Genomic DNA, 21,056 nt, shown 5'->3' with positions numbered 1-21,056 from the left:
ATCGATGAAATCCATTATTATTACAGATCCGGAAAAGTGCCGGCAGGCCTGGGAAAAATACTGGCCGGTCCAGGACATATTTGATCTTTGGGCTGTCAGGCAATGTTTTAACGCCGCATTCAACAGACCTTTAAGCTTCCATCTTATCGAAGACAAGGGCCAGATTGTGGGATTTCTTCCCTTAAGCCGGATCGAAGAGACCGGCGAATATGTATTTTTTCCCGGAGAGACCTGGAAAGGCAAAACCTGGCTGGAGCAGAACCGGGTGCTTGCACACTCCCCGGAAGTATTTCAAGCATTGTGCGAATCAGTTCCCGGACCATTGAATTTGAGATATCTGCGTTTCAATCCCCTGTTTGATAAAATAGACCAGGCCGGACCCGACGAAACCGGCTATCTTTTCTACCCCCGGATGCATGATTTCTCCATGGAGAATTTCTGGCTGGCTTTTCCCGGAAAAACCAGAAAAAAACTCAAGGCCGATGTAAAAAAGATTGAGGAGCGGCAGCTTTCATGGCGCTACAATCACATGCCGGACATCACTGAATTATTTCGTTTGAACATGGCTGCCTTTACATCGGACTCCTACTTCAGCGATGCGCGGTTTTACCGTTCTTTTGAACGGTTTGCAGTCTATCTTCGGGATATGGGCATGCTCAGGATCACCACCGCCATTGTGGAGGGAAAAATTGCAGCCGTGGACATGGGGGCCTTTTTCAACAACACCTACACGGTTGTAGCCGGGGGCACCCACCCGGATTTTGCCGGCATTGCCAAAGTGATCAACCTGCACCACCTGGAATGGGCTTGCCACAACCGGATGGAAGCCGTGGATTTTCTGTGCGGCAGTTTTACCTGGAAAGAACGGTTTCGCTTAAGCCCCAGACCCTCATATGAAATTCATACCCAGCCGGAAACGGCTGTTTTCCATGGGGGCCATTATGGTCGAAAAGCAGTCTGAGCTTAAAAAAAATCAGGTGTTGGTGGTAGGTACCACATCTGATTACATTGAATGGATCAGAAAAATCCGTCCCGGACAGGCACTTTTTTTGACAGAGCCTAAGGTGCGTCAGAATGCCACCGAGCCATGTCCGGACAATGGAGAAGAAATTTTATGCCCCATCTGCGATATTGCCGCCGCAGTTAAGGCATTAAAACACCACCAAAAAACCTTCGGGGTGACCCTTTCCGGGATTACCTGTTTTGACTGCGAATCCATGGAAACGGCATCCATTCTGGCAGAAAAGATGGGGTTGCCCTACCCTGATATTGAGGCGGTCAGAAACAGCAGGGATAAATTTATCTCAAAACAGTTGTGGCGCAAACATCAGATTCCTTGCCCCCAAACCTGCCCGGTAAATACCGACATTGAAGTATTAAATTTCCTGGACCAGGTACCTGCGGGCATTGTACTCAAACCCTTCTGCGGTTCCGGCAGCGAACTTGTATTTAAATGTGTCACCCGAAAAGAGTGTGAGAATGCCTTCAATGCAGTGGCGGACGGGCTTGCTGCGCGGACCGGAAATCCATTGTTTAAACCCACGGATGCCGGCATATTTCAGATGCTGGCCGAGGAGTGGGTGGCCGGCCCTGAATTTTCCTGTGATTTTCTCATGGAAAAAGACCGGGCCGTTATCCTGCGTAAAACCCGGAAAATAAAGGTGGACAGCCGCCCCTTCGGCACCATTTCCGGGTATGCAATCTGGCCGGAAAACGGTGATGACCAAATGCCTGCCAATGACATGATTGCAGACCTGTTTTACAGGGCAGCCAGGGCATTGGGAATTGAGACCGGCGTCTGCATGGTGGATTTTATCCTTCGACATAAAACGCCTGTGCTTATAGAAATGACCCCGCGGCCCGGTGGAGACTGCCTGCCCTTTCTGATCAAGGAAGCGGGCAACATCGACATACTTGGGCTGACCCTGGATGCGGCAGAAGGCTTTGCCTGGAAAAATGAAAAAAAAGGGCCGTACACGCCCCTGGTGGCGTTCCGTATCCATGCCCGCAGAAATGGGGTAATAAAACGCATCAACACGGCGGCCGTGGAAAACGACAAACGGGTAAAAAAAATACACTTGATTCACACCCCGGGGCACAGGGTAACCATGCCGCCCCAAGACTACGATTCATGGCTTTTAGGACACATGATCATAGAACCGAACAGGCGCAGATTTTTCGAAACAGAGTGCCTTTTGCTCGCCAAACGTATTGATGTTGAAATGGATTAGAGATGCCGACAGCCAAGACACAAATACCGCCCCCCCCCCTTTTTCTGTCCAGGGAAAAAGTAGTTGAGTTTATAAATCCGTACCTAAAAAATAAGGGGGTATATCTGGATATAGCCAAGGCGTTCGGATCCCCCCTGTATGTTCTGGAAACCGATGTTCTGGCACGAAAAGCGGACCAGTTCAGAGCAGCATTCAGCCACCGTCTGCCCGAAACCGCATTTTTTTACGCCATGAAAAGCAACAATCTGCCCCATCTTTCAGGACATCTGCTCAAGCATGGATTCGGGCTGGATGTATCCAGCGGCGTGGAACTGTCCGTGGCCCTGGAACTGGGTGCGTCCTCAATTATTTTCAGCGGTCCGGGCAAAACCATCCAGGAGCTGGCACTTGCGGCCCGACACCCGGACCGGGTGGTGATTCTGCTGGACAGCATCGGAGAGGCGAAACGGCTGACATCCGTGCTTGAAGAAAGGCAGACCCGCATGCCCGTTGGGTTGCGCCTGAACAACAACCCCGAAGGGCTGTGGCGCAAATTCGGGGTGTTGCCCGAACACCTGTTATCTGCCTTCAAAGAGATCGAGACGCTTGGCCGGTTGGATTTCCAGGGACTGCAATTCCATTCCTCCTGGAATCTTAACCCGGACAGGCAGACCACATTTATCAAAAAATTGGGAGAGATCCTTTCCAGCATGCCAAAACAGTTTCTGGATGCGGTAAAATTCATTGATATTGGCGGCGGCTACTGGCCTGCCCAGGGGGAGTGGCTGTTATCGAATATGCCCCAGAACTATATTATTGACCCGGGTGTCTCCATTGACCTGTTTGCAAAAGAGTTGTCAAGTGCCATTAAAGCGCACATCCTGCCTTTGACCCAATGCCGGATCTGTTTTGAGCCGGGCCGCTGGATATGCAATGATGCCATGCACATTCTTATCCAGGTGGTGGACTGCAAGGAGAAGGACCTGGTCATCACCGATGCCGGGGGCAACACTGTGGGCTGGGAACGGTATGAAACCGATTACTGCCCTGTGCTCAATTTAACCAGGCCCAGCCTGTCCGAAAAAAAATGCCGTATTCTGGGCTCCCTTTGCACCCCCCACGATGTCTGGGGTTATGCCTATTTCGGTTCAGGAATCAAAGAGAATGACATCCTCATGATTCCGGCCCAGGGGGCTTACACCTATAGTCTTCGCCAGCAATTCATCAAACCCATTCCCCGGGTAGCGGTCAAGGAAAGCAGCAATCGCTATTTTCTTCTTCCCGAATAAAGATAAACATGAAAAACATAAGCCAAGTAATCTTTTTTGAAAAAAGCATTGCGCAAAAACATCCGGGTCTGATAACTTATACTTTATGATCAAGTTATAGTTAAGTATTTTGGGCCTTTTGAATTTGGTCGTTCAAAATATCAAAAAGCACTAAAATGCTCCCATTAGATTTCAAACGTCACATTTTTTTAAAAAAGCTTACGACTTTCGAGTAATTCTAAATAAGGAGAAAAGATCATGACTGCCAAAATCCTGATTCCCTTTGACGAAACTGAATGCGCTCAAAATACCGTTACCTATGTTGCAAAAAACCTGAACAAAGAGGATGAGGTCACACTGTTTCATGTAGTGCCGGATACTGCGGCAGCCTGTGGGCTCAACAGCCCCAGCCTCACGCCCTATTTTGAAGCAGAACGCAATTCGTTCTGCCGGATGGAGGAAAAGCGCGAGAAAATGATGCGGGAAAGCCTTGACACCGCAAGGTATAAATTAATCGATGCCGGGTTTGCCAAAGAGAAGGTTCATATAAAAACTCAGCCCCAGGGCAAAAAGATTTCCGATGACATTATACACGAGGCACAAAAAGGAAAATACAATACGGTTGCCATGGGACGAAGTTCGACATCAGGTCTAAAAGAATTTTTTATTGGCAGCAACGCTTCGCGGGTGATGCATTCCTTGAACATCCCAGTGATCATTGTTGACTGAACAAAAGAATGGAAGGATTATGCACCGCCTGAGTTTTGCCGGACCAATGATTTACAACGAACTCGACAGGGGTCAGGCGGCTAACAATCCTTAAAAATCAAACGGATTCGGGCCGGATTTCCAGGGCAATCGACTGTAATTACCGGCCGTTTAATCTATCTTCTATCCCACCAGATTGGTTTCTGCAAACGCCCAGTTGACCAGATGTTCCAGATATGCGTCGATATAGTCCGCTCTCCGGTTCTGGTAATCCAGGTAATATGCATGTTCCCATACATCAACGGTAAGGAGCGGAACCAGCCCCTGGGCAATCGGTGTATCGGCGTTTGATGTTTTGAGAATTTTCAGCGCATCACCATCTTTAACAAGCCATGCCCACCCACTGCCGAACTGGGAGAGCGCTGCGGATGCAAAGTCTTTTTTAAATGCATCATAACTGCCGAAGTCCGCATTGATTTTTTCGGAAATAACACCATCAGGCACACCGCCGCCACCCGGTTTCATGCTGTTCCAGTAAAAGGTGTGATTAAAGACCTGGGCGGCATTATTAAAAATACCGGTCTCACCTGCGCTGCCGTATGTTTTCTGAACAATTGCCTCAATACCCAGGCCGGCGTAAGCGGTTCCTTTGATCATCTGATTCAATTTTTTTACATACCCGGCATGGTGCTTCCCATAGTGAAAGCGAATTGTCTTTTCAGATATATACGGTTCAAGGGCATCTGCTTTGTAGGGTAGAGACTCCTGGATTACCAATCCACCTCCAGAGCCTGCACAGCTGACACCGGTTATCTGAAACAGTGCAAGGGCACCCGCACCGGCTGAAAGTTTTAAAAAGTTTCTTCTGTCCATGCCACCTCCTTTTTTGAAGTTTTGAAACAGGGATTCCGGTCTTTTTTGTGCTGTCTTTTTAAGCATACGTTCCGAAAAGACTGCGCATCGATTGTGCGCAACTGAGTCAGTTTAAGCCCTCAGCTTTGCCCTTGTCAATGAAAACATAGTCGGTTAACATTGGGCTGCAAACCATAGGGATTTCCAGATGTATACAAAAAGAACCGAAATAAAAACTGAAAATAAATGAATGAATACAAGCTCATACAAATTTCGGGGATACTGGTCGCCGCCACCGCTTGTCAGTGGCTGGCCTGGCGGGTAAAGATTCCGGGAATTGTTTTTCTTCTGATCACCGGTATCCTGGCCGGTCCAGTGCTGGGGTTTTTGAACCCTGAAAAGATGATGGGAGATCTTTTTTTCCCTTTTGTGTCCATGTCCGTGGCTCTGATTCTGTTTGAGGGCAGCCTGACCTTAAATTTTGCACAGATCCGGGGACTTCACATCGTAGTCCGGAACATGGTCTCCTACGGCATGCTGGTCACCTGGATCATCACGGCCCTGGCCGCCCGTCTGGGGTTGGGATTGTCCTGGCAGATCAGTGTACTTCTGGGGGCCATCACATCCGTAAGCGGCCCCACCGTAATCGTACCCATGCTGCGCACGGTCCGGCCCAACCACAACATAGCCAATATCCTCAGGTGGGAAGGCATCATTGTGGACCCCATCGGTGCGGCCATGGCGGTTCTGGCCTACGAATTCATCATGTCGGGATCGGCCCAGCAGGCCATGGGCCATACCATACTGGTGTTTGTCCGGCTGGTGGCTATCGGCGTAACCATTGGCGCGATCTGCGGCTATGGGTTTGGTATGGCCATCCGGAAACATTGGATTCCCGAATTCATGCACAACCTGTTTGCCATCTCCGTGGTTCTGGGCGCGTTTGTATTTTCCAATCATCTGCAGCATGAATCGGGCCTGGTAACAGTCACCGTCATGGGTATCTGGCTGGCCAACATGAAGGATGTGCCCATGGGGGATATTCTTGATTTCAAGGAGCACATCAGTATGTTGCTGATTTCCGTTCTTTTTATAATGCTGGCCGCCCGGCTGAATATTAATGAGCTGCTTGCCCTGGGCTGGGGCATGAGTTTTTTATTCATCGCCATTCAGTTTCTGGCCCGTTCCATGAATATCATGGTGTCCAGTATCGGCTCCAGCCTTACCTGGCCGGAACGGCATATGCTGGCCTGGATTGCTCCGCGCGGAATTGTGGCGGCAGCGATTTCAGCATTTTTCGCCACCCAGCTTGAGAAAGCAGGCTACCCCGATGCCGCGGTGCTGGTGCCCCTGACCTTTTTTATTATTATCTCCACGGTCCTGGTGCAAAGCGTTACAGCACGCCCCATTGCCCTGTGGCTTAAGGTGGCCGAGCCCATCCCCAACGGCTTTATAATCACCGGGGCCAATCGACTGGCGCGTGCCATTGGCAAAGCCTTGATGGATCTTGGGTTTCAGGTTCAGCTGGCCGATACCGGGTGGGATCAGGTCATGAAGGCAAAAAATGAGGGGCTGCCCACATATTTCGGCAATCCCGTGTCAGAACATGCAGATCGACATATTCAGCTGGTGGGCGTCCGGGGGGTGCTTGCCCTGTTTCCCCATGAAGCGGCCAACGTGGCGGTAGCCATTCACTATCGCCTGGAATTCGGGGCTGATGAAATTTATATTTTACCCTCCCGGCCGGAAGAGAACCGATTGACGGCGGACCGGATGTCCATCCAGAATCACGGAAAAATCCTGTTTGGAAAAACAGCCTCATATCCCGCCATGGCCACCGAGTTGGCCCGGGGCGGACAGATTATCACCACAAAACTGACGGAAAAGTTTACCCTGGAACAGTTCACCCACAAACACGGCCACAGGGCCATGCTGTTATTTGCCGTGGACAAAACCAACCGGCTTCATGTGTATGCCCACGACTGCCAGATCAATCCCGAGCCCGGCTGGTCCCTGGTCTATATGCTGAAAAATGGTGAGGATAATCATGTAGTGAAAGGGGAAGATAAACACATCATCAATCCTGACCGTTTAAAAAAGGGCTATAATGTCTGAATTCCAATATCAGTAAAAATCTCTTCCTATCACTCCTTGACAACAAAAAATTAATATGATTTAAAGGGCGGAATGCGTCAAGAAGGCGCATACGACAAATCGTTATTTAGTAAACATAAAGTAAACTAAAGCCAAGAAGGCCCGCGTATCGAAATTTTCGATGCGACCATCCTTTTTGGCTTTTTTTATTTTCTATTTAATTCGTTTTTACTGAAGATATTAGCTTGAATGAAAACAGGAGAAGGCCATGAACAAAGGCAAAATAGTCATACATGTTTTCCTATTACTGACAATGTCATGGTCCTATGATGCCCTGGCAGGGAATGTGAAAAAAGAGATCCAAGCCCCTGTTCATGAGGCTGTGGGAATTGAACAAAAAACTCAGGCTCGGGAGGTCAACTGGCACACTGAAAAAGAAAAAAAGACATTGGTGTTCGAAGCCCTGGAAAAAGAACTGGCCATGCTGGAAAAGGAACTGAACACTGAAGCTGCCCGGAGAACTGCCCTGATTTCAAGCATAATCCGAAAAACAAAGCAGATAGAGGACCTTGCAGAGATTGAGGGTCAAATGTCTCCATTTCTTTACGATTTATTAGACAAAATAAAAGAAATAAACGCCCGGGATCTACCCTTTTTACAGGAGGAGCGTCAAAAAAGGATTCAGGCACTTGAAAAATTAAACGCCAATCCCCAAGTCCCGGTAAGCGAAAAATTCAGAAAATTGATGGAAGCCCTTTTGGTGGAAACCGAATACGGCACAACCATTGAAGTCTACCAGCAGACGATTCCCCTTTCCGGAGAAGAGACCCTGGTCAACATCTTCAGACTTGGACGGCTGCGCCTTTTTTATCAGACCCTGGACAAACAGGAATGCGGTTTTTTCAACCCTGCACAAAAGGTATGGGAACCCTTGGGGAACACCCATCTTAAAACCATTCAGGCTGCCATAGACATGGGCTTAAAGCGCAAACCCGTTGAGATTTTAACCTTGCCTATAGGAAGGATCGTGGTCCAATGAAAAACAACCCCATATCCATATATATAATAATAGCTGCGGCGCTGGGTGCTCTGCTGCTTTTCGGCCAGTCGGCATGGGCAAAGGATATCCGGGAAGTTCGCATCGAAGCCCGGAAAATTGAAGAATCCATGAAACAAAAGGCAGCGGCGGAACTGTCTGCCGCCCAAAAGGCAGCCAGGGAAAGCCGCCAGCAAATTTTGGCAGACAGGTCCCGGCTAGACCGGGCCATTGCAGATTTAAAGCAGCGGATTGTAGTCGTTGATGTTGAACTTAAAGCCCTTAAATCTGAAAACCAAAGCCTGAGCACACAGGACAGCCAACTGGCCGCAAAACTGGATAAAGCCCAGGGCACGGTCCAGGAATTGTCCGGCGTCATCCGCATGAATGCCAAAGACATCCGTTCCCTTATGGATGACAGCTTTCTTACCGGGGTCTATCACCCGGACACCCAATTTTTATCTCCCATTACAGATAATTCCATTATTCCAGGGATGGACCGGATCAAAGCCATGTCTAACCTGCTTTTTGACCAGATTGACCAGGGCGGATCTGTCTGCCTGGAAACCGGCACAATAGTCAATCGCGAAGGAAAGGCCCAGGAGAGCCGGATCCTGATCATCGGCGCGTTCACAGCGGCATACCGGCTGGCCGGGGAAACCGGATTTCTCAACTACGCCCATGGAGAAAAAAAACTTTATGCTCTGTCCAAACTGCCGCCCACGGCCATGCAGGGAAAACTCACCCGGTACATGGATGGAAAAAGTGATGCCGTACCCATGGACATTTCCAGGGGCGGGGCATTGAATCAACTTATTCACGAATTAAGCCTGATGGAGCAGATTCCCAAAGGAGGTACCATTGTCTGGCCCATTCTGGCCATTCTGGGATTGGGTACCTTGATCTCTCTGGAACGAATTTTTTTCCTTTTGCGCCGGAAAATCAAACTTGAAACCGTGTGCAGCAGAATCGAAACCCAGGCTGAAGCTCGAAACTGGGATGCTTGTGCCGAAACCTGCGACCAGTACAGTAAAAATCCGGTTATCCGGGTCATCCGCTCGGGTGTTGACAACCGGGACCTTCCCAGGGAAGACCTGGAAAATGCGGTCCAGGAAGCCATTCTTAAAGAGATCCCGCCCATGGAACGGTTTTTGTCCACCATGGGTATGCTGGCAGCCATTGCACCCCTGTTAGGGCTGTTAGGGACGGTTACCGGTATGATCGATACCTTCCATGTCATCACCATGCACGGCACAGGTGATCCACGAATGATGTCCGGCGGCATTTCCGAAGCCCTGGTGACCACCATGTTAGGCCTGTCCGTCGCCATTCCGATTATGCTCTCCCACACCCTTTTGAGCCGGGCCGTGGAAAACTGTGTGGGGATGATGGAGGAAAAGGCCATGGCACTGATCAATATCGTCCAAAAATTCAAGGTGGCCTGATGCCGGAATTTCTTCGGGAGAACCTTGAACTCATGACGGAGCTGATCCGGACCGGCGGCGTGGTTATGGTACCCCTGGTCATCTTAAGTCTTGTCATGTGGCTGTTGATTATCGAACGGGTCTTTTTTTTCAGGCGGCTTTACAAAAAAAACATGAACAGCCGCACAGCCCTCTGCCTGGTTCGCGAGAACACCCTGCCTGACCCAAAAATGTACCGCGGAGCCGTCAGTCTTTTGGTCACGGAGTTCATTGGAAACCGTTCGGGTTCCCCCCAACTGGATCGCCACCTTCTGGATGCCGCAGTTGCCCGGATCAACCGACGTATGACCCGCTCCCTGGCGGTGATCGGGGTCCTGGCAGCCATGGCACCGCTTATGGGACTGCTTGGCACCGTCACCGGCATGATAAGCACCTTTGACGTTCTGGCTATATTCGGCACAGGAAATGCCAAAGCCATGGCCGGCGGCATCTCAGAATCCCTCATCACCACCCAGACCGGGCTTATTGTCGCCATTCCAGGGCTTTACATGAAGGTATTTCTGGACCGGCGGGCCGAACATTTAAGCTGGCGCATCCAGCGGATGGGCTTATACCTGAAACGACACCTTTAGAGGAACAACCCATGTTAAACGTTTTAGCAAGGAGAAAAGACAAAAAAAACGCGGTGGAGTTAAATATCGCACCGCTCATTGATATGGTATTTATTTTGTTGATTTTTTTCCTTGTCACCACAAGTTTTGTCAAGGAAACCGGTATTGATGTCACCCGGCCCACAGCATCAACAGCAACAATGCAATCCAAAGCCACCATCTTAATTGCCGTGGACAGCCAGAACCGGGTATTCATGGATCACCGGGAGATCGACATCCGGGCGGTCAGGGCCAATACCGAACGGGCCCTGGCGGAAAATCCCGACGGGGCCGTGGTGGTTGTGGCCGACCAGCAATCAGACACCGGCGTGGCCATCGAGGTCATGGACGGCTGCCGTCTGGCCGGAGCATCTAATGTATCTTTGGCTGCAGCACTTCCGGAGGGACAATGAAAACCATGGAGAAGCACCTTGGGCTGGCCGTTGGATGGCAGCCCTGGGCCGTGGCATTGGCCGGCACCCTGGCCCTGAATCTGTTGCTTTTTTCCGTTATTCCCAATCTGATAAAACCCCAGGAGACTGTCCCGCTGGTGACCCCGATGATTCAGCAGATCCAGCTCACCCGGCTACGGCGCGCAAGCATTGAACCGGAAAAGAAAAAAAAGACGCCTCCGCCCAAGGCTCAACTCAAAAAGCAATCGGGCAAACCCAGCATGAACCCGCAAATCACCAGATCTCTTTCCATGCCCTTTGAAATCAATCCCCGCTTGCCTCAGGGACCGACCACCATTGCCGTGCCTGAAGTCATATCAACATCCCTGGACACTCTATCCCTTGACACGCTTTTTGACACGGGAGAGCTGGATCACCCCCTGACGGTGATTTCCAGGGTTCCGCCGGTCTACCCCTTCCGGGCCAAGGCCAAGGCCATTGAAGGCTGGGTATCTGTGGAATTCACGGTGAATGAACAGGGGTGTGTGGAGGACATAAAAATCCTGGATGCAGAACCTGAAAAAATATTTGATGACAGCGTGATGCAGTGCGTTGCTGCTTGGCGATTCAAACCCGGCCGAGTCAACCGGGAAATTGTAAAGACCCGGGCTAGAACACGCATCCGTTTTAAATTAAATTGAGGTGTTTCATGAATCCGATTTTAAAAACCGTCATCGTCATTCTGGCTTTTGCCGCAGCGACCTTCTTTCAACTGGAAAAGAGCTTAGCCCAAGGTTATCAAAAAATGCCTGTTGGTATTCAGCGTCTGCTGATCAACGTCAGGAACGCCATGGATAAAAATGATTATGCTGCTGCCGTCAAGCTCATCCAGGCGGACCAGGCCAAATCCAAAAGCAATACCCCGTGCAGCCATCCAACTGTCTGCCTGGCCCTAGGCAATTGCTTTTTGATGCAAAAAGAAATGCCTCATGCAGAATCGGCATATCTGACGGCCTTGTCCCTGGATAAAAACTACCTGGATGCCCAGGTCAACCTGGCCAAGGTCTATACGGACACCAACCGGACCGCCAAAGCCGTCAAGGCATTTTGGGCCGCCTATCAACTATCTGACCCCAAAAATCCCAAATACCTGTACTACAGTGCAGTTATGGCGCTCACCGACGGCAAGCCCCAGACTGCAATCCGCAGATTTGACTCTTTATTTTCCGCCCATCCGGACCAGGTCACCCGGCAATGGCGGGAAAACTATGCCAATGCCCTGGTAACAGCCCAGCAATGGAAAAAAGCCGCGCCTGTGCTCAGGGATCTGATTGCCCAATCCAAGGGAGAATCTCGGATCAAATGGCAGGAGGCCCTGCTTCAGATTTACCTGACCATTAATGACACCGGCAAAGCCCTGGACCTTGCCGGTACCCTCAGCCGGCAGGCCCCGTCCGAAGCCAGGTGGTGGAAGGCCCTGGTCCACATCCATCTGACTAGGGGGGAGTATGCCAACGCCTTTGAAGATCTGATCATCTACAGTTTTGTAACTCCGTTGACACGGCAGGAAAAAAAACTGTTTGCAGATCTAAGTTTGCAGTTGAACATCCCTGCCCGGGCCGCCCGTATGTATGAAACCCTGATTACCGAATCGGCCGGAAAAAAGTCATCCCCAAGTCACAACAGACAGATGATAAACGGCCTCGTCTGTGCCTACCGCCAGATGGACCGGGGGGATAAGGCACTGGCAGTGCTCAACCGCCTTGATCCCCAAGCCGGTAATCCGGAACTTTTGCTGCTGAAAGGAGCTGTCCTGTACGAGACAAAAAATTATAAGGCTGCAGACAAGGCGTTCAGGACCGCAGCCCTAAAAAATTGTTCCCAAAAAGGACAGGCATGGCTGATGGCCGGGTATGCGGCCTGGCAGTATAACGATATTGTTGCCAGCCGCAGCGCGTTTGAACAGGCAGCGCAATATAAACACCAGCGCGAGGATGCCCTGGCAGCCATTGCCCAGCTTAACAGAAGCACCCAAATGTAACGTTAACCCATTAAACGACCGGTAATGTGCCGGCGAACAAAAAAGAAGGAGATGGTGTTGAAAACTCACTTACTGAAAGGCTGCATCTTTGCAGCCGGCCTGATGTTGTTCCTCTCTTGCATAAGTCCTTTACAGGCGGATGAAAATAAAACAGACAAAAACACGGTCAGCCCAAAAGTTCAGGAAATAGAAGAGATGGTTGTAGAAGACGAGGCCCGGGTCCAGGGGTATAAAACAACACCGTCCCAGACCACCATTGAACTTGAAGAGATCACATTCATCGGAGAGCCCATCTATGTTTTAGATGCGATCAAAACCAATGCCATGGTGGATTTTCGAGGGACATCAGACCTGGACCCCGGGGTGGACAGCATCTATCTGAACGGCTTCGATACCACACGATTTGTCACGGCCCTGGATGACGTGACCCTTCAGAAAACCGGCGGCCGCAAGTCAAGCAATGTTGTGGATTGGGCACAGCTGCCCGCATTTCTGCTCGAGTCCGTCGAAATCCTCCCCGGCCCCCATTCCGTTCTGTACGATGGCAAAAGCATCGGCGGGGTCTTAAACATGAAAACAAAGACCCCAAAGGAATACCGGACCCGGGTACCGCAGCTGACGTATACAACGGGATACCGGTCATATGATACCTTTTCCAATACAGCCGTTATTCAGGGTGGCGTTGAAAAATTTATCTACGACATTGCATACCAAAATTATATGACAGACGGGTATCTGCGCAACAGTGAGACCGAAACCAACATCGGGTTCGGACGCCTGGGATTTATACTGCCTGGCGATGGATATATCACCTTTTCCGCCTCATTATCAGATATTGACCGCAATTCACCGGTTAACAATCCCGGTACGGCGATAGACGGAACAACAGACGTTGACGCCTCCTACCCCGAGGTAACGGACAGTGTCTGGGATTCCTGGCAGAACCCCACCTGGGACAGCACGGCAGAGACCTACCGTCTCAACTACGCCCAGACATTAGGGCTCAACACAATCTTTGTCGGCGCTTATTACGGGGAAGAGACCCGTGACCGGGCCTACTTAGACTGGGTGGACGCGAAAGATAAATCCAAGGGAATCGTACCAACCTCCATGGAAACGGACTGGTGGCAGCAGGGTGGAAAAATTAAGGACGAAATCAAATGGGCCGGGGGTGAAACCACTGTAGGTGTCGACTTTACCCAGCTTTTTGATGAAAGTGTGGACGACAGTAAAACAGAGCGAATTCGCAAAAAAGGCGCATTTGTCCAGCATAAATTCGGCGTTATTCCCCATGTGGACATGACCCTGGGATTACGGTACGAGGATGTCAATATCTGTGTCAGCAACTGGTCCAACGGCAATCTGTATAACTCATATTACGACAAATATGTGAAGCGGGACTTTGACCAGATCATCCCAAAATCCATGACCACCTGGCATATGGACCATTTAGGTGCCTGGTTCCGGGACACCTCCCTTTCCGCCGGTGTCAGCAAAATCTGGCACGCCCCCGACTACCACGGTGATTACAACCCCCAGGGTCGACCTGCCGGTATTGCCCTGGAACCGGAACACGGCATGGGATATGACCTGATGATAAACCGCAGACTCTGGGGCAACATCAACCTGAAAGCCGGGTATGCGTTTTACGATATCAAGGATTTCATCGCCACCAACAGCAGCTTTGCCCAGTATTCAGGCGCCGGGGCCGGGGTGTTGCGATTCAGCGACTATAAAGTCAACCTGGAGGAGGTTTATCGCCACGGTACCACCCTCGAGTTGTCAGGAAATATCACTCCGGAACTCTCTTTTTATCTGAGCTGGGCCTGGCAAAAATTTGAAAACCAGGGAAACGAACCGGCCGGAGAGACCGAACTGGACCAGCGGGCCGAGCACCAGGTCGGGATTGGATTGCGCTATGCCTTTAACGAAAAAGCAACCCTGATGCTGGATTACACCTACCAGAGTGACGAATCCACCGAGGTCTCCGAAGAGATTGCCGATGACGTCTGGAATTTTCACGAGGTGGACATCCCGGCCCACAGTGTGGTGGACTTAGGTTTTGAGTACAAATGTTTTGAACAGCTTGGCTGGCTGAAAAACGGCACCGTGAACGTATATATTAAGAACTTGCTGGACCAAGACTATTATGACAGTACGGGGTATCCGGCCACGGATAGGACAGTAGGCATCACCTTCACCATTAAGATATAGGGAAAACGATTATGGAACTACAAGCAAACGCCCAAACATTCTGGGAAAATCAGTGGATGAAAACCATTGAACGATCCAAAGCTGAACAGCCGGCAAGGTCGGAAGCTCGCGGCCCCTGCGATATAAACAGATGGGACAACATGGCCAAGGATTTTGCCCAACGGACCAGCGGAGAAAAGGCGTCTGTCAAGCGGGATGCCACGCTTAAACAGCTTGTGGACAAAGGGATTTTGACCCCAAAAACACGGGTTCTGGATGTCGGTGCAGGCCCGGGCTCCTGGGCCCTGCCCATGGCCAAACTCTGCGCCCATGTCACTGCCCTTGAACCCTCGGGCGGCATGATCGACATCATGTCGAAACGGATCGAACAAGAAAAGGTTGACAATATTAGCATTGTTCAAAAAACCTGGCAGGAGACGGATCTGGCAGAACAGGGATGGGAAAAGGCCTTTGATCTGGTATTTGCCTCCATGACACCCGGCATTGACGGGCCTGATGCCGTCATGAAACTGATGGCGGCCTCCACCTATTATTGCTATATGAGCGCCTTTTCAGGTCCCGGCATGAATCAGCAGTTTGCACCCCTGTGGGAAAAATTTTTCGACCGGCCCATGCCCCAAAAACACACGGATATCATCTACCCGTTCAACCTGGTTTATGCCATGGGGTATCGTCCGGACATTACCTTTTCCTGGTGGAACAAAGAGATCGACTGGGACAGGGATCACACCATCCGCCATATCACTCGTTTTTTTCAGTCCCATATGGAGATCACCCGGGAGGCGGAACAAATCATCGCCGACTATGTGGAGACCCGGTGTGTTGACGGCGAATATGTGCCTGCCGCACCGGTCTGCCGGGGTACCATGACCTGGTCCGTTCACGAAGACCGCAAGACCAGATCGGGAGGGTCGGATGGCATATAAACCGGCGAGTTATGCACTGCGCCGGTGTATAGTGATCCTGGCGTTATGTCTGTTTTTTCTGGTGCCGACACTCAATGCCGGCACCTCGTCCGGTCAGGTGGAGGTCATCCGGCTGGCTGGCGGGGACTGGGGATACCCGAGCCCCTACGCCCACTATCCCCGGGGGCCCGGGGGGGTTAAAATGTGCATGATCTTCGACAGTCTCCTGGAACGTGGGGATCAGGGACTTATCCCCTGGCTGGCCACATCCTGGCAGGTTGAAGACCAGGGAAAGGCATACATATTCACCGTTCGTAAAGGAGTCAAGTGGCATGACGGTACACCCATGACACCCGAGGATGTGGCCTTTTCCCTGAATTACGCCGGCCGCTTTCCCATGACCTGGTCCTATGTATTTGACCGCATCGACCGGGTTGAAATCCTTGACGACGACCGGATCAAGGTAACCTTGAAGACGCCCACCGCATCAATGCTTTACAGCCTGGGCATCAGCCGTATCATCCCCAAACACATCTGGGAAAAGGTGGATAATCCCAAAACATTTACCACGCCGGAGGCGGTGATCGGCACAGGCCCATATCGGCTCACCGGCTACAGCCGGGAACACGGCACCTACCGGTTTGAGCGGTTTAAGGATTTCTGGGGACCGGCCGTTCGGGTCAACCGGCTGGAGTTCATCCCGGTAAGTGAATCCATTCTGGCCTACCAGAAGCACGAGATAGACATGATCCGGGTCTCCCCGGACCTTTTGCCCAAATTTCAAACTGATCCCGAACATAGGATACTCAAGAGTCCGGGGTTCTGGGGATACCGACTCCTGTTCAACCGGAACCTTCCCGGTCCGGCGCAAATCACTCAGGTCCGCCGGGCCTTTGCCCATGCCGTTGACCTTGACGAACTTGTGGCCAAGGTGGCCCGGGGAGCGGCCCTGCCCGGACGGGCAGGCATTCTGCCCCCGGACCATGTCATGGCCGCCCAAAACGTCAGAGCCTATGAGTTTAATCCCGAAAAGGCAGGCAGGCTTTTGGACCAGGCCGAATTTACCCTGAACGGGGGATCTGTGCGAACAGGAGCTGACGGCAAGCCCCTTGCCTTTGATCTGTTATGTGCCGGCGACGAAGTCCGGATGGCGCAAATTCTAAAACAGCGTCTGGCTGACGTGGGCGTGGAAATAAGCATCAAAAGTTGCAACGGTAAAACCCGGGACAGCCGGGTCAGAAACCAAAACTACGATCTGGCCATCATCGGCCACGGCGGATGGGGCGGTGACCCTGATTATCTGATCGCCCACTGTACCGGGGACATCAAGCAATCAAGTTCGCCATCAGCTTCGGGTGGTTCCGGGTTGGCCTCCCCGGCCCTGATGAAATTGTTGAACGCCCAGCGCTCCCAAACCGATCCTGAAAAGCGGCGGGACCTGGTTGTAAAAATCCAGCAGATGGCGGCAGAAGAGGTGCCTGAGATCCCGCTGTTTTATACCACGGGGTACACGGCGTTCCGGCCGGCCAAGTACGACGGGTGGATGTTTATGTTTGACCATCACAGTTTGGAGCACAGCAAACTGTCCTATTTAGACTGGAAAACATGGCGCTGATATGAAAACAAATCAAACCGCTGCAGGGGCATCCGGCCGGGTGATTTCATACCTGGTGACGGTGTGGGTAATCATTACCCTAAATTTCCTTTTGCCGCGCATGATGCCCGGAGACCCGTTTGTTCATCTGTCCGGGGACGAAGGTGAAGACCTGCCGGAATTCACTGAGGCTCAGAAAAATTATTATATGGATCAATACGGGTTTGATGATTCCGTACCGGTCCAGTATGCTCGGTATCTGGTCAAGCTTGCCCATGGAGACCTTGGGGAATCGGTCTATTTTAACAACGCCGTCGCGGGAATTCTGGCCCGACGGCTGCCCTGGACCCTGGGCCTGGTGACTGCAGCCGTAACGCTCTCCACGATCATCGGTACTTTTTTGGGCGTGGTGTCGGCGGCATTGCGCCACCAGTGGGCAGATCGGCTTTTATTTGTGGGGCTGATCCTTATTTCCGAGATTCCGGCATTTCTTATGGGGCTGGTGATTCTTTTTATCTTTGCTGCGGCCCTGGACCTGTTTCCCCTGTCCGGGGCCATGTCCCATTTCACTGGCCAAATGACGCTCATGGAAAAGGCAACAGACATTGCCGCGCATGCGGCCCTGCCCGTGGCAACGCTGACCCTGGCCCGTCTGGGCGGCATTTATCTTCTGGCCCGGAACAGCCTTGTGACGGTGTTGGAAAAGGATTTCATGGTCACGGCCCGGGCCAAGGGACTGACAAAAATCAGGATATTTTGGCGACATGCCCTGCGCAACGCCCTGTTGCCCATTGTCACCCGGGTGTTTATGAGCCTTGGGACGCTTGTGGGCGGAGCCGTCCTGGTGGAGAACGTGTTTAACTATCCGGGACTGGGCAAGCTCTTGCGTGAATCGGTCATGGTCCAGGACTATCCGTTGATCCAGGGCATATTCCTTTTGGTGACCCTGGCGGTTTTGTCTGCCAATTTTATGGCAGACCTTGTGTACCGGCGGCTGGACCCCAGGGTGAGTGAGCGAACACCGGTTCAAGGACAAAGGCTGGTGAAAGCATGAATTTATCTTCTCTTTCGAAGCTTTTGTCCGGAATGACGCCTTCGGGCCGGGCCGGATTATTTGTTCTGGGTGCCGTTATCTTCCTGGCCCTGGCAGCGCCCATGGTTTGTTCCCATTCGCACCGGCAGATGTCAGGTCCGGCCCTGATCCCGCCCGGCCCGCACCACATCATGGGGACGGACGAACTGGGGGTGGATTTGTGGGCCCAGATCTGCCACGGCGCAAGAATCAGCCTGCTTGTAGGCATGGGCACGGCACTGGCCGCAGGGTTGGGCGGCGGCATTGCCGGGATTGTGTCCGGATATACCGGTGGCATTGTCGACATGATCATCATGCGCATGGTGGATGTGTTTCTGGTGCTGCCGGACCTGCCGGTGATGATTGTGCTGGCCGCCTTTTTCGGTCCCAGCCTGACGGCCATTGTCCTGGTGCTCTCCTGTTTTTCATGGGTTCACACGGCCAGAATTGTCCGGTCTAGGGTGTTGGCCTTGAAACAGCGTCAGTACATCCGGGCCGCTGAGCTGAACGGCGCATCTGTGTTTTACCTGATCCGCCGCCATTTTTTGCCCGAGGTGTTTCCCCTGGCAGCCGTGAGCATGATCCGGCTCACCGGCCGGGCCATTGTGGCCGAGGCCGGGCTCTCTTTTTTAGGATTAGGGGATCCCTCCTCCGGATCCTGGGGTCTGATCCTTCACCATGCCACCTCTTTTCCCGGTATCTATTACACACGGTTCTGGCAGTGGTGGCTGGTGTTCCCCTGGTTTTCCCTGATCCTGATGGTGGTCAGCCTGGCCCTGGTCAGCCGGGACATGGAAAAAATTGCAGACCCCAGGCTGGGAAAAAGGAGTTGAGCATTGACGCTTGAACCACTTCTGGAAATCAATGATCTATGCCTTGAATACAGGCAGAACGACTTGGTAATCCCTGTTCTGGACCGGGTCAACCTCTCCCTGGCCCCGGGTAAAACCCTGGGACTGATCGGGGAATCCGGGTGCGGCAAAACCAGCCTTGCCATGGCGGTCATGGGCCTTGCCAAATCCGCCCGAATCACAGGCGATATCCGCTTCAACGGCGTTGAGCTGACCGGATTGAAAGAAAAGGAGCTTGCGAAATTCCGATGGAACCGCATTGCCCTGGTTTTCCAAAACAGCCAGGAAGTGTTCAATCCGGTTATTACGGTGGGAGAACAGGTAGCCGAAACCCTGATCCGTCACTTGGGCCTTAATCGGGCGGTAGCCAGTCAACAGACAGCCAGCCTCTTTAAGCAGGCCGGTCTGGAGCCGGTTTGGCAAAATGCATACGCCCACCAGTTATCCGGCGGCATGCGCCAGCGGGTACTCATTGCCATGGCCGTTGCCTGCAGTCCGGATCTGCTCATAGTAGACGAACCCTTCACTGCCCTGGATCCAGCCGCCGCATCTGCCATGGCGGATCTGATTGTTACACTCCAGCAGCACCTGGGGTTTGCCATGATTCTGATCTCCCATGCCATGCCGGCCATTGCCAGGATGACCGAAAATATTGTCACCCTGTATGCAGGCCAGGTTATTGAAGCCGGACCCACCCAGGCAGTGCTGGCCGACCCCTGCCACCCCTATACCCGGGGGCTGATTAATGCCTGTCCTGAATTTTACGGCTACAAAGATCTTTGGGGGATTGCCGGCACCCCGCCATCCCCCGGCAGCGTCTCCGGCTGCCCCTTTTGTCCGCGCTGTGTCCAGCACGGCCCGAACTGCAGCACCCGCCGGCCGCCCCTTGTTGAAGCAGGCAAAAGCAGGCAGGTGGCCTGCCATAAAGGCGGTATCACCACGGTACTCGAGGCCCGGGGACTTGAAAAAACATTTGACCTGAACGGCACTGCCGTCAAGGCGGTTCACCAGGCGGATATCACGATTAAATTCGGAGAGGTCGTGGCGCTTGTGGGCCCTTCAGGATCGGGAAAATCCACACTGGCCCATCTGCTGGTGGCCCTGGAAATACCGGATAAAGGCCGGGTGATCTTCCAGGGAACGCCCTTGACGGACAACCGTGCCACCTCATGCATGAACGGCATGCAGCTGGTATTCCAGGACCCGACCCAGGCCGTGAGTCCCAGGCTGACGGTCCTGGAGGCTGTCCGGGAACCGTTGGACATCATGGGGTGGAAAACCCAACAAGACAGGGATGAAAAGGCCCTTGCCGCCCTGCCCCTGGTACACCTGTCCCGGGATACAGGGTTTCTGAACCAGCCCTGCCATGCGTTAAGCGGAGGCCAGCGCCAGCGGGTCAGCGTGGCAAGAGCCCTGGTCACCGATCCTGTGCTGCTCATCGCCGATGAAATCACCGCCATGCTGGACCCGTCTGCCCAGGCCCATCTCTTGCGCATGCTCAAAGGCCTTCAGCACAAGCAAGGATTCTCCATGCTTTTTATTTCCCATGATATTCACCTGACGCGAAAAATTGCCGACCGGGCCTATGTGCTTGACCAGGGAAAAATTGTGGCCAAAGGTGCCGGATATGAGGTGTTTGAATCAACAGATCCATCTGAAATTACATTTAAGATCCAGCGAAGAGTTTGATTTTCAACAGGTTTCCCAATCTGATTGGGCAGTGTCGTTTCAAGGCCCTTCAATTC

At 52.1% G+C, this 21,056-nt stretch carries 18 protein-coding genes; 17 read left to right on the top strand and 1 reads right to left on the bottom strand.

Annotated elements, in window-relative coordinates; genetic code table 11:
- Nucleotides 1-4 precede the first annotated feature (4 nt).
- The 4 genes from DESPODRAFT_RS07870 to DESPODRAFT_RS07855 all read left to right on the top strand — a co-directional run bounded on the left by DESPODRAFT_RS07870 (nucleotide 5) and on the right by DESPODRAFT_RS07855 (nucleotide 4,207).
- Nucleotides 5-961, top strand: coding sequence for a GNAT family N-acetyltransferase (locus tag DESPODRAFT_RS07870; protein ID WP_004072668.1), 957 nt, complete (start codon nucleotides 5-7; stop codon nucleotides 959-961).
- Entirely contained in the window at nucleotides 894-2,231 is a 1,338-nt protein-coding gene (locus tag DESPODRAFT_RS07865) for an ATP-grasp domain-containing protein (RefSeq protein WP_245532041.1), read from the top strand. Before DESPODRAFT_RS07870 ends, DESPODRAFT_RS07865 begins: the two co-directional genes overlap by 68 nt.
- 2 nt (nucleotides 2,232-2,233) lie before the next feature.
- Nucleotides 2,234-3,499 (top strand): diaminopimelate decarboxylase family protein, encoded by a 1,266-nt coding sequence (locus DESPODRAFT_RS07860; protein WP_004072665.1) that lies wholly within the window; start codon nucleotides 2,234-2,236, stop codon nucleotides 3,497-3,499.
- A 237-nt stretch (nucleotides 3,500-3,736) separates the two neighbouring features.
- Nucleotides 3,737-4,207, top strand: coding sequence for a universal stress protein (locus tag DESPODRAFT_RS07855; protein ID WP_004072664.1), 471 nt, complete (start codon nucleotides 3,737-3,739; stop codon nucleotides 4,205-4,207).
- A 162-nt stretch (nucleotides 4,208-4,369) separates the two neighbouring features.
- On the opposite strand, the gene DESPODRAFT_RS07850 is transcribed toward DESPODRAFT_RS07855, so the two are convergent.
- On the bottom strand, nucleotides 4,370-5,059 hold the full coding sequence (locus tag DESPODRAFT_RS07850; protein ID WP_004072662.1) for a Fe-Mn family superoxide dismutase: 690 nt from the start codon (nucleotides 5,057-5,059) through the stop codon (nucleotides 4,370-4,372).
- A gap of 225 nt (nucleotides 5,060-5,284) precedes the next feature.
- Between DESPODRAFT_RS07850 and DESPODRAFT_RS07845 the strand changes: the two genes are divergently transcribed.
- The 13 genes from DESPODRAFT_RS07845 to DESPODRAFT_RS07785 all read left to right on the top strand — a co-directional run bounded on the left by DESPODRAFT_RS07845 (nucleotide 5,285) and on the right by DESPODRAFT_RS07785 (nucleotide 21,000).
- Entirely contained in the window at nucleotides 5,285-7,153 is a 1,869-nt protein-coding gene (locus DESPODRAFT_RS07845; RefSeq protein WP_004072660.1) for a cation:proton antiporter, read from the top strand.
- Nucleotides 7,154-7,400: 247 nt separating this feature from the next.
- Entirely contained in the window at nucleotides 7,401-8,171 is a 771-nt protein-coding gene (locus DESPODRAFT_RS07840) for a DUF3450 domain-containing protein (RefSeq protein WP_004072658.1), read from the top strand.
- A complete protein-coding gene (locus tag DESPODRAFT_RS07835; RefSeq protein WP_004072657.1) occupies nucleotides 8,168-9,613 on the top strand; it encodes a MotA/TolQ/ExbB proton channel family protein in 1,446 nt (481 codons plus the stop codon). The genes DESPODRAFT_RS07840 and DESPODRAFT_RS07835 overlap by 4 nt, the downstream gene beginning before the upstream one ends.
- The gene (locus tag DESPODRAFT_RS07830) at nucleotides 9,613-10,224 is read left to right on the top strand and encodes a MotA/TolQ/ExbB proton channel family protein (RefSeq protein ID WP_004072654.1); all 612 of its coding nucleotides are present in this window, start codon (nucleotides 9,613-9,615) and stop codon (nucleotides 10,222-10,224) included. Before DESPODRAFT_RS07835 ends, DESPODRAFT_RS07830 begins: the two co-directional genes overlap by 1 nt.
- Before the next feature lie 11 nt (nucleotides 10,225-10,235).
- The gene (locus tag DESPODRAFT_RS07825; protein ID WP_004072651.1) at nucleotides 10,236-10,655 is read left to right on the top strand and encodes an ExbD/TolR family protein; all 420 of its coding nucleotides are present in this window, start codon (nucleotides 10,236-10,238) and stop codon (nucleotides 10,653-10,655) included.
- Entirely contained in the window at nucleotides 10,652-11,335 is a 684-nt protein-coding gene (locus tag DESPODRAFT_RS07820) for an energy transducer TonB (protein ID WP_004072649.1), read from the top strand. Before DESPODRAFT_RS07825 ends, DESPODRAFT_RS07820 begins: the two co-directional genes overlap by 4 nt.
- A gap of 8 nt (nucleotides 11,336-11,343) precedes the next feature.
- Nucleotides 11,344-12,675, top strand: coding sequence for a tetratricopeptide repeat protein (locus DESPODRAFT_RS07815; protein ID WP_004072647.1), 1,332 nt, complete (start codon nucleotides 11,344-11,346; stop codon nucleotides 12,673-12,675).
- A gap of 57 nt (nucleotides 12,676-12,732) precedes the next feature.
- Nucleotides 12,733-14,889 (top strand): TonB-dependent receptor, encoded by a 2,157-nt coding sequence (locus tag DESPODRAFT_RS07810; protein WP_004072645.1) that lies wholly within the window; start codon nucleotides 12,733-12,735, stop codon nucleotides 14,887-14,889.
- An 11-nt stretch (nucleotides 14,890-14,900) separates the two neighbouring features.
- Nucleotides 14,901-15,815, top strand: a complete 915-nt coding sequence (locus DESPODRAFT_RS07805) for a class I SAM-dependent methyltransferase (RefSeq protein ID WP_004072643.1) — start codon at nucleotides 14,901-14,903, stop codon at nucleotides 15,813-15,815.
- Nucleotides 15,805-17,409, top strand: a complete 1,605-nt coding sequence (locus DESPODRAFT_RS07800) for an ABC transporter substrate-binding protein (RefSeq protein WP_004072641.1) — start codon at nucleotides 15,805-15,807, stop codon at nucleotides 17,407-17,409. Before DESPODRAFT_RS07805 ends, DESPODRAFT_RS07800 begins: the two co-directional genes overlap by 11 nt.
- A gap of 1 nt (nucleotide 17,410) precedes the next feature.
- Entirely contained in the window at nucleotides 17,411-18,442 is a 1,032-nt protein-coding gene (locus DESPODRAFT_RS07795) for an ABC transporter permease (RefSeq protein WP_004072639.1), read from the top strand.
- The gene (locus DESPODRAFT_RS07790) at nucleotides 18,439-19,293 is read left to right on the top strand and encodes an ABC transporter permease (RefSeq protein WP_004072635.1); all 855 of its coding nucleotides are present in this window, start codon (nucleotides 18,439-18,441) and stop codon (nucleotides 19,291-19,293) included. Before DESPODRAFT_RS07795 ends, DESPODRAFT_RS07790 begins: the two co-directional genes overlap by 4 nt.
- A 3-nt stretch (nucleotides 19,294-19,296) precedes the next feature.
- Nucleotides 19,297-21,000, top strand: coding sequence for an ABC transporter ATP-binding protein (locus DESPODRAFT_RS07785; RefSeq protein WP_004072633.1), 1,704 nt, complete (start codon nucleotides 19,297-19,299; stop codon nucleotides 20,998-21,000).
- Nucleotides 21,001-21,056: the final 56 nt, after the last annotated feature.

The sequence above is a fragment of the Desulfobacter postgatei 2ac9 genome (assembly GCF_000233695.2).
Classification (GTDB): Bacteria; Desulfobacterota; Desulfobacteria; order Desulfobacterales; family Desulfobacteraceae; genus Desulfobacter; species Desulfobacter postgatei.
Note: the sequence above shows the minus strand (reverse complement) of the source record. Positions and strands in the feature narration are given on the sequence as shown.

What these genes read in the sequence shown, in the direction of transcription:
- DESPODRAFT_RS07870 (WP_004072668.1), top strand. Translation starts at nt 5, where the DNA reads ATGAAATCCATTATTATTACAGATCCGGAAAAGTGCCGGCAGGCCTGG.
- DESPODRAFT_RS07865 (WP_245532041.1), top strand. Translation starts at nt 894, where the DNA reads ATGAAATTCATACCCAGCCGGAAACGGCTGTTTTCCATGGGGGCCATT.
- DESPODRAFT_RS07860 (WP_004072665.1), top strand. Translation starts at nt 2,234, where the DNA reads ATGCCGACAGCCAAGACACAAATACCGCCCCCCCCCCTTTTTCTGTCC.
- DESPODRAFT_RS07855 (WP_004072664.1), top strand. Translation starts at nt 3,737, where the DNA reads ATGACTGCCAAAATCCTGATTCCCTTTGACGAAACTGAATGCGCTCAA.
- DESPODRAFT_RS07850 (WP_004072662.1), bottom strand. Translation starts at nt 5,059, where the DNA reads ATGGACAGAAGAAACTTTTTAAAACTTTCAGCCGGTGCGGGTGCCCTT.
- DESPODRAFT_RS07845 (WP_004072660.1), top strand. Translation starts at nt 5,285, where the DNA reads ATGAATGAATACAAGCTCATACAAATTTCGGGGATACTGGTCGCCGCC.
- DESPODRAFT_RS07840 (WP_004072658.1), top strand. Translation starts at nt 7,401, where the DNA reads ATGAACAAAGGCAAAATAGTCATACATGTTTTCCTATTACTGACAATG.
- DESPODRAFT_RS07835 (WP_004072657.1), top strand. Translation starts at nt 8,168, where the DNA reads ATGAAAAACAACCCCATATCCATATATATAATAATAGCTGCGGCGCTG.
- DESPODRAFT_RS07830 (WP_004072654.1), top strand. Translation starts at nt 9,613, where the DNA reads ATGCCGGAATTTCTTCGGGAGAACCTTGAACTCATGACGGAGCTGATC.
- DESPODRAFT_RS07825 (WP_004072651.1), top strand. Translation starts at nt 10,236, where the DNA reads ATGTTAAACGTTTTAGCAAGGAGAAAAGACAAAAAAAACGCGGTGGAG.
- DESPODRAFT_RS07820 (WP_004072649.1), top strand. Translation starts at nt 10,652, where the DNA reads ATGAAAACCATGGAGAAGCACCTTGGGCTGGCCGTTGGATGGCAGCCC.
- DESPODRAFT_RS07815 (WP_004072647.1), top strand. Translation starts at nt 11,344, where the DNA reads ATGAATCCGATTTTAAAAACCGTCATCGTCATTCTGGCTTTTGCCGCA.
- DESPODRAFT_RS07805 (WP_004072643.1), top strand. Translation starts at nt 14,901, where the DNA reads ATGGAACTACAAGCAAACGCCCAAACATTCTGGGAAAATCAGTGGATG.
- DESPODRAFT_RS07800 (WP_004072641.1), top strand. Translation starts at nt 15,805, where the DNA reads ATGGCATATAAACCGGCGAGTTATGCACTGCGCCGGTGTATAGTGATC.
- DESPODRAFT_RS07795 (WP_004072639.1), top strand. Translation starts at nt 17,411, where the DNA reads ATGAAAACAAATCAAACCGCTGCAGGGGCATCCGGCCGGGTGATTTCA.
- DESPODRAFT_RS07790 (WP_004072635.1), top strand. Translation starts at nt 18,439, where the DNA reads ATGAATTTATCTTCTCTTTCGAAGCTTTTGTCCGGAATGACGCCTTCG.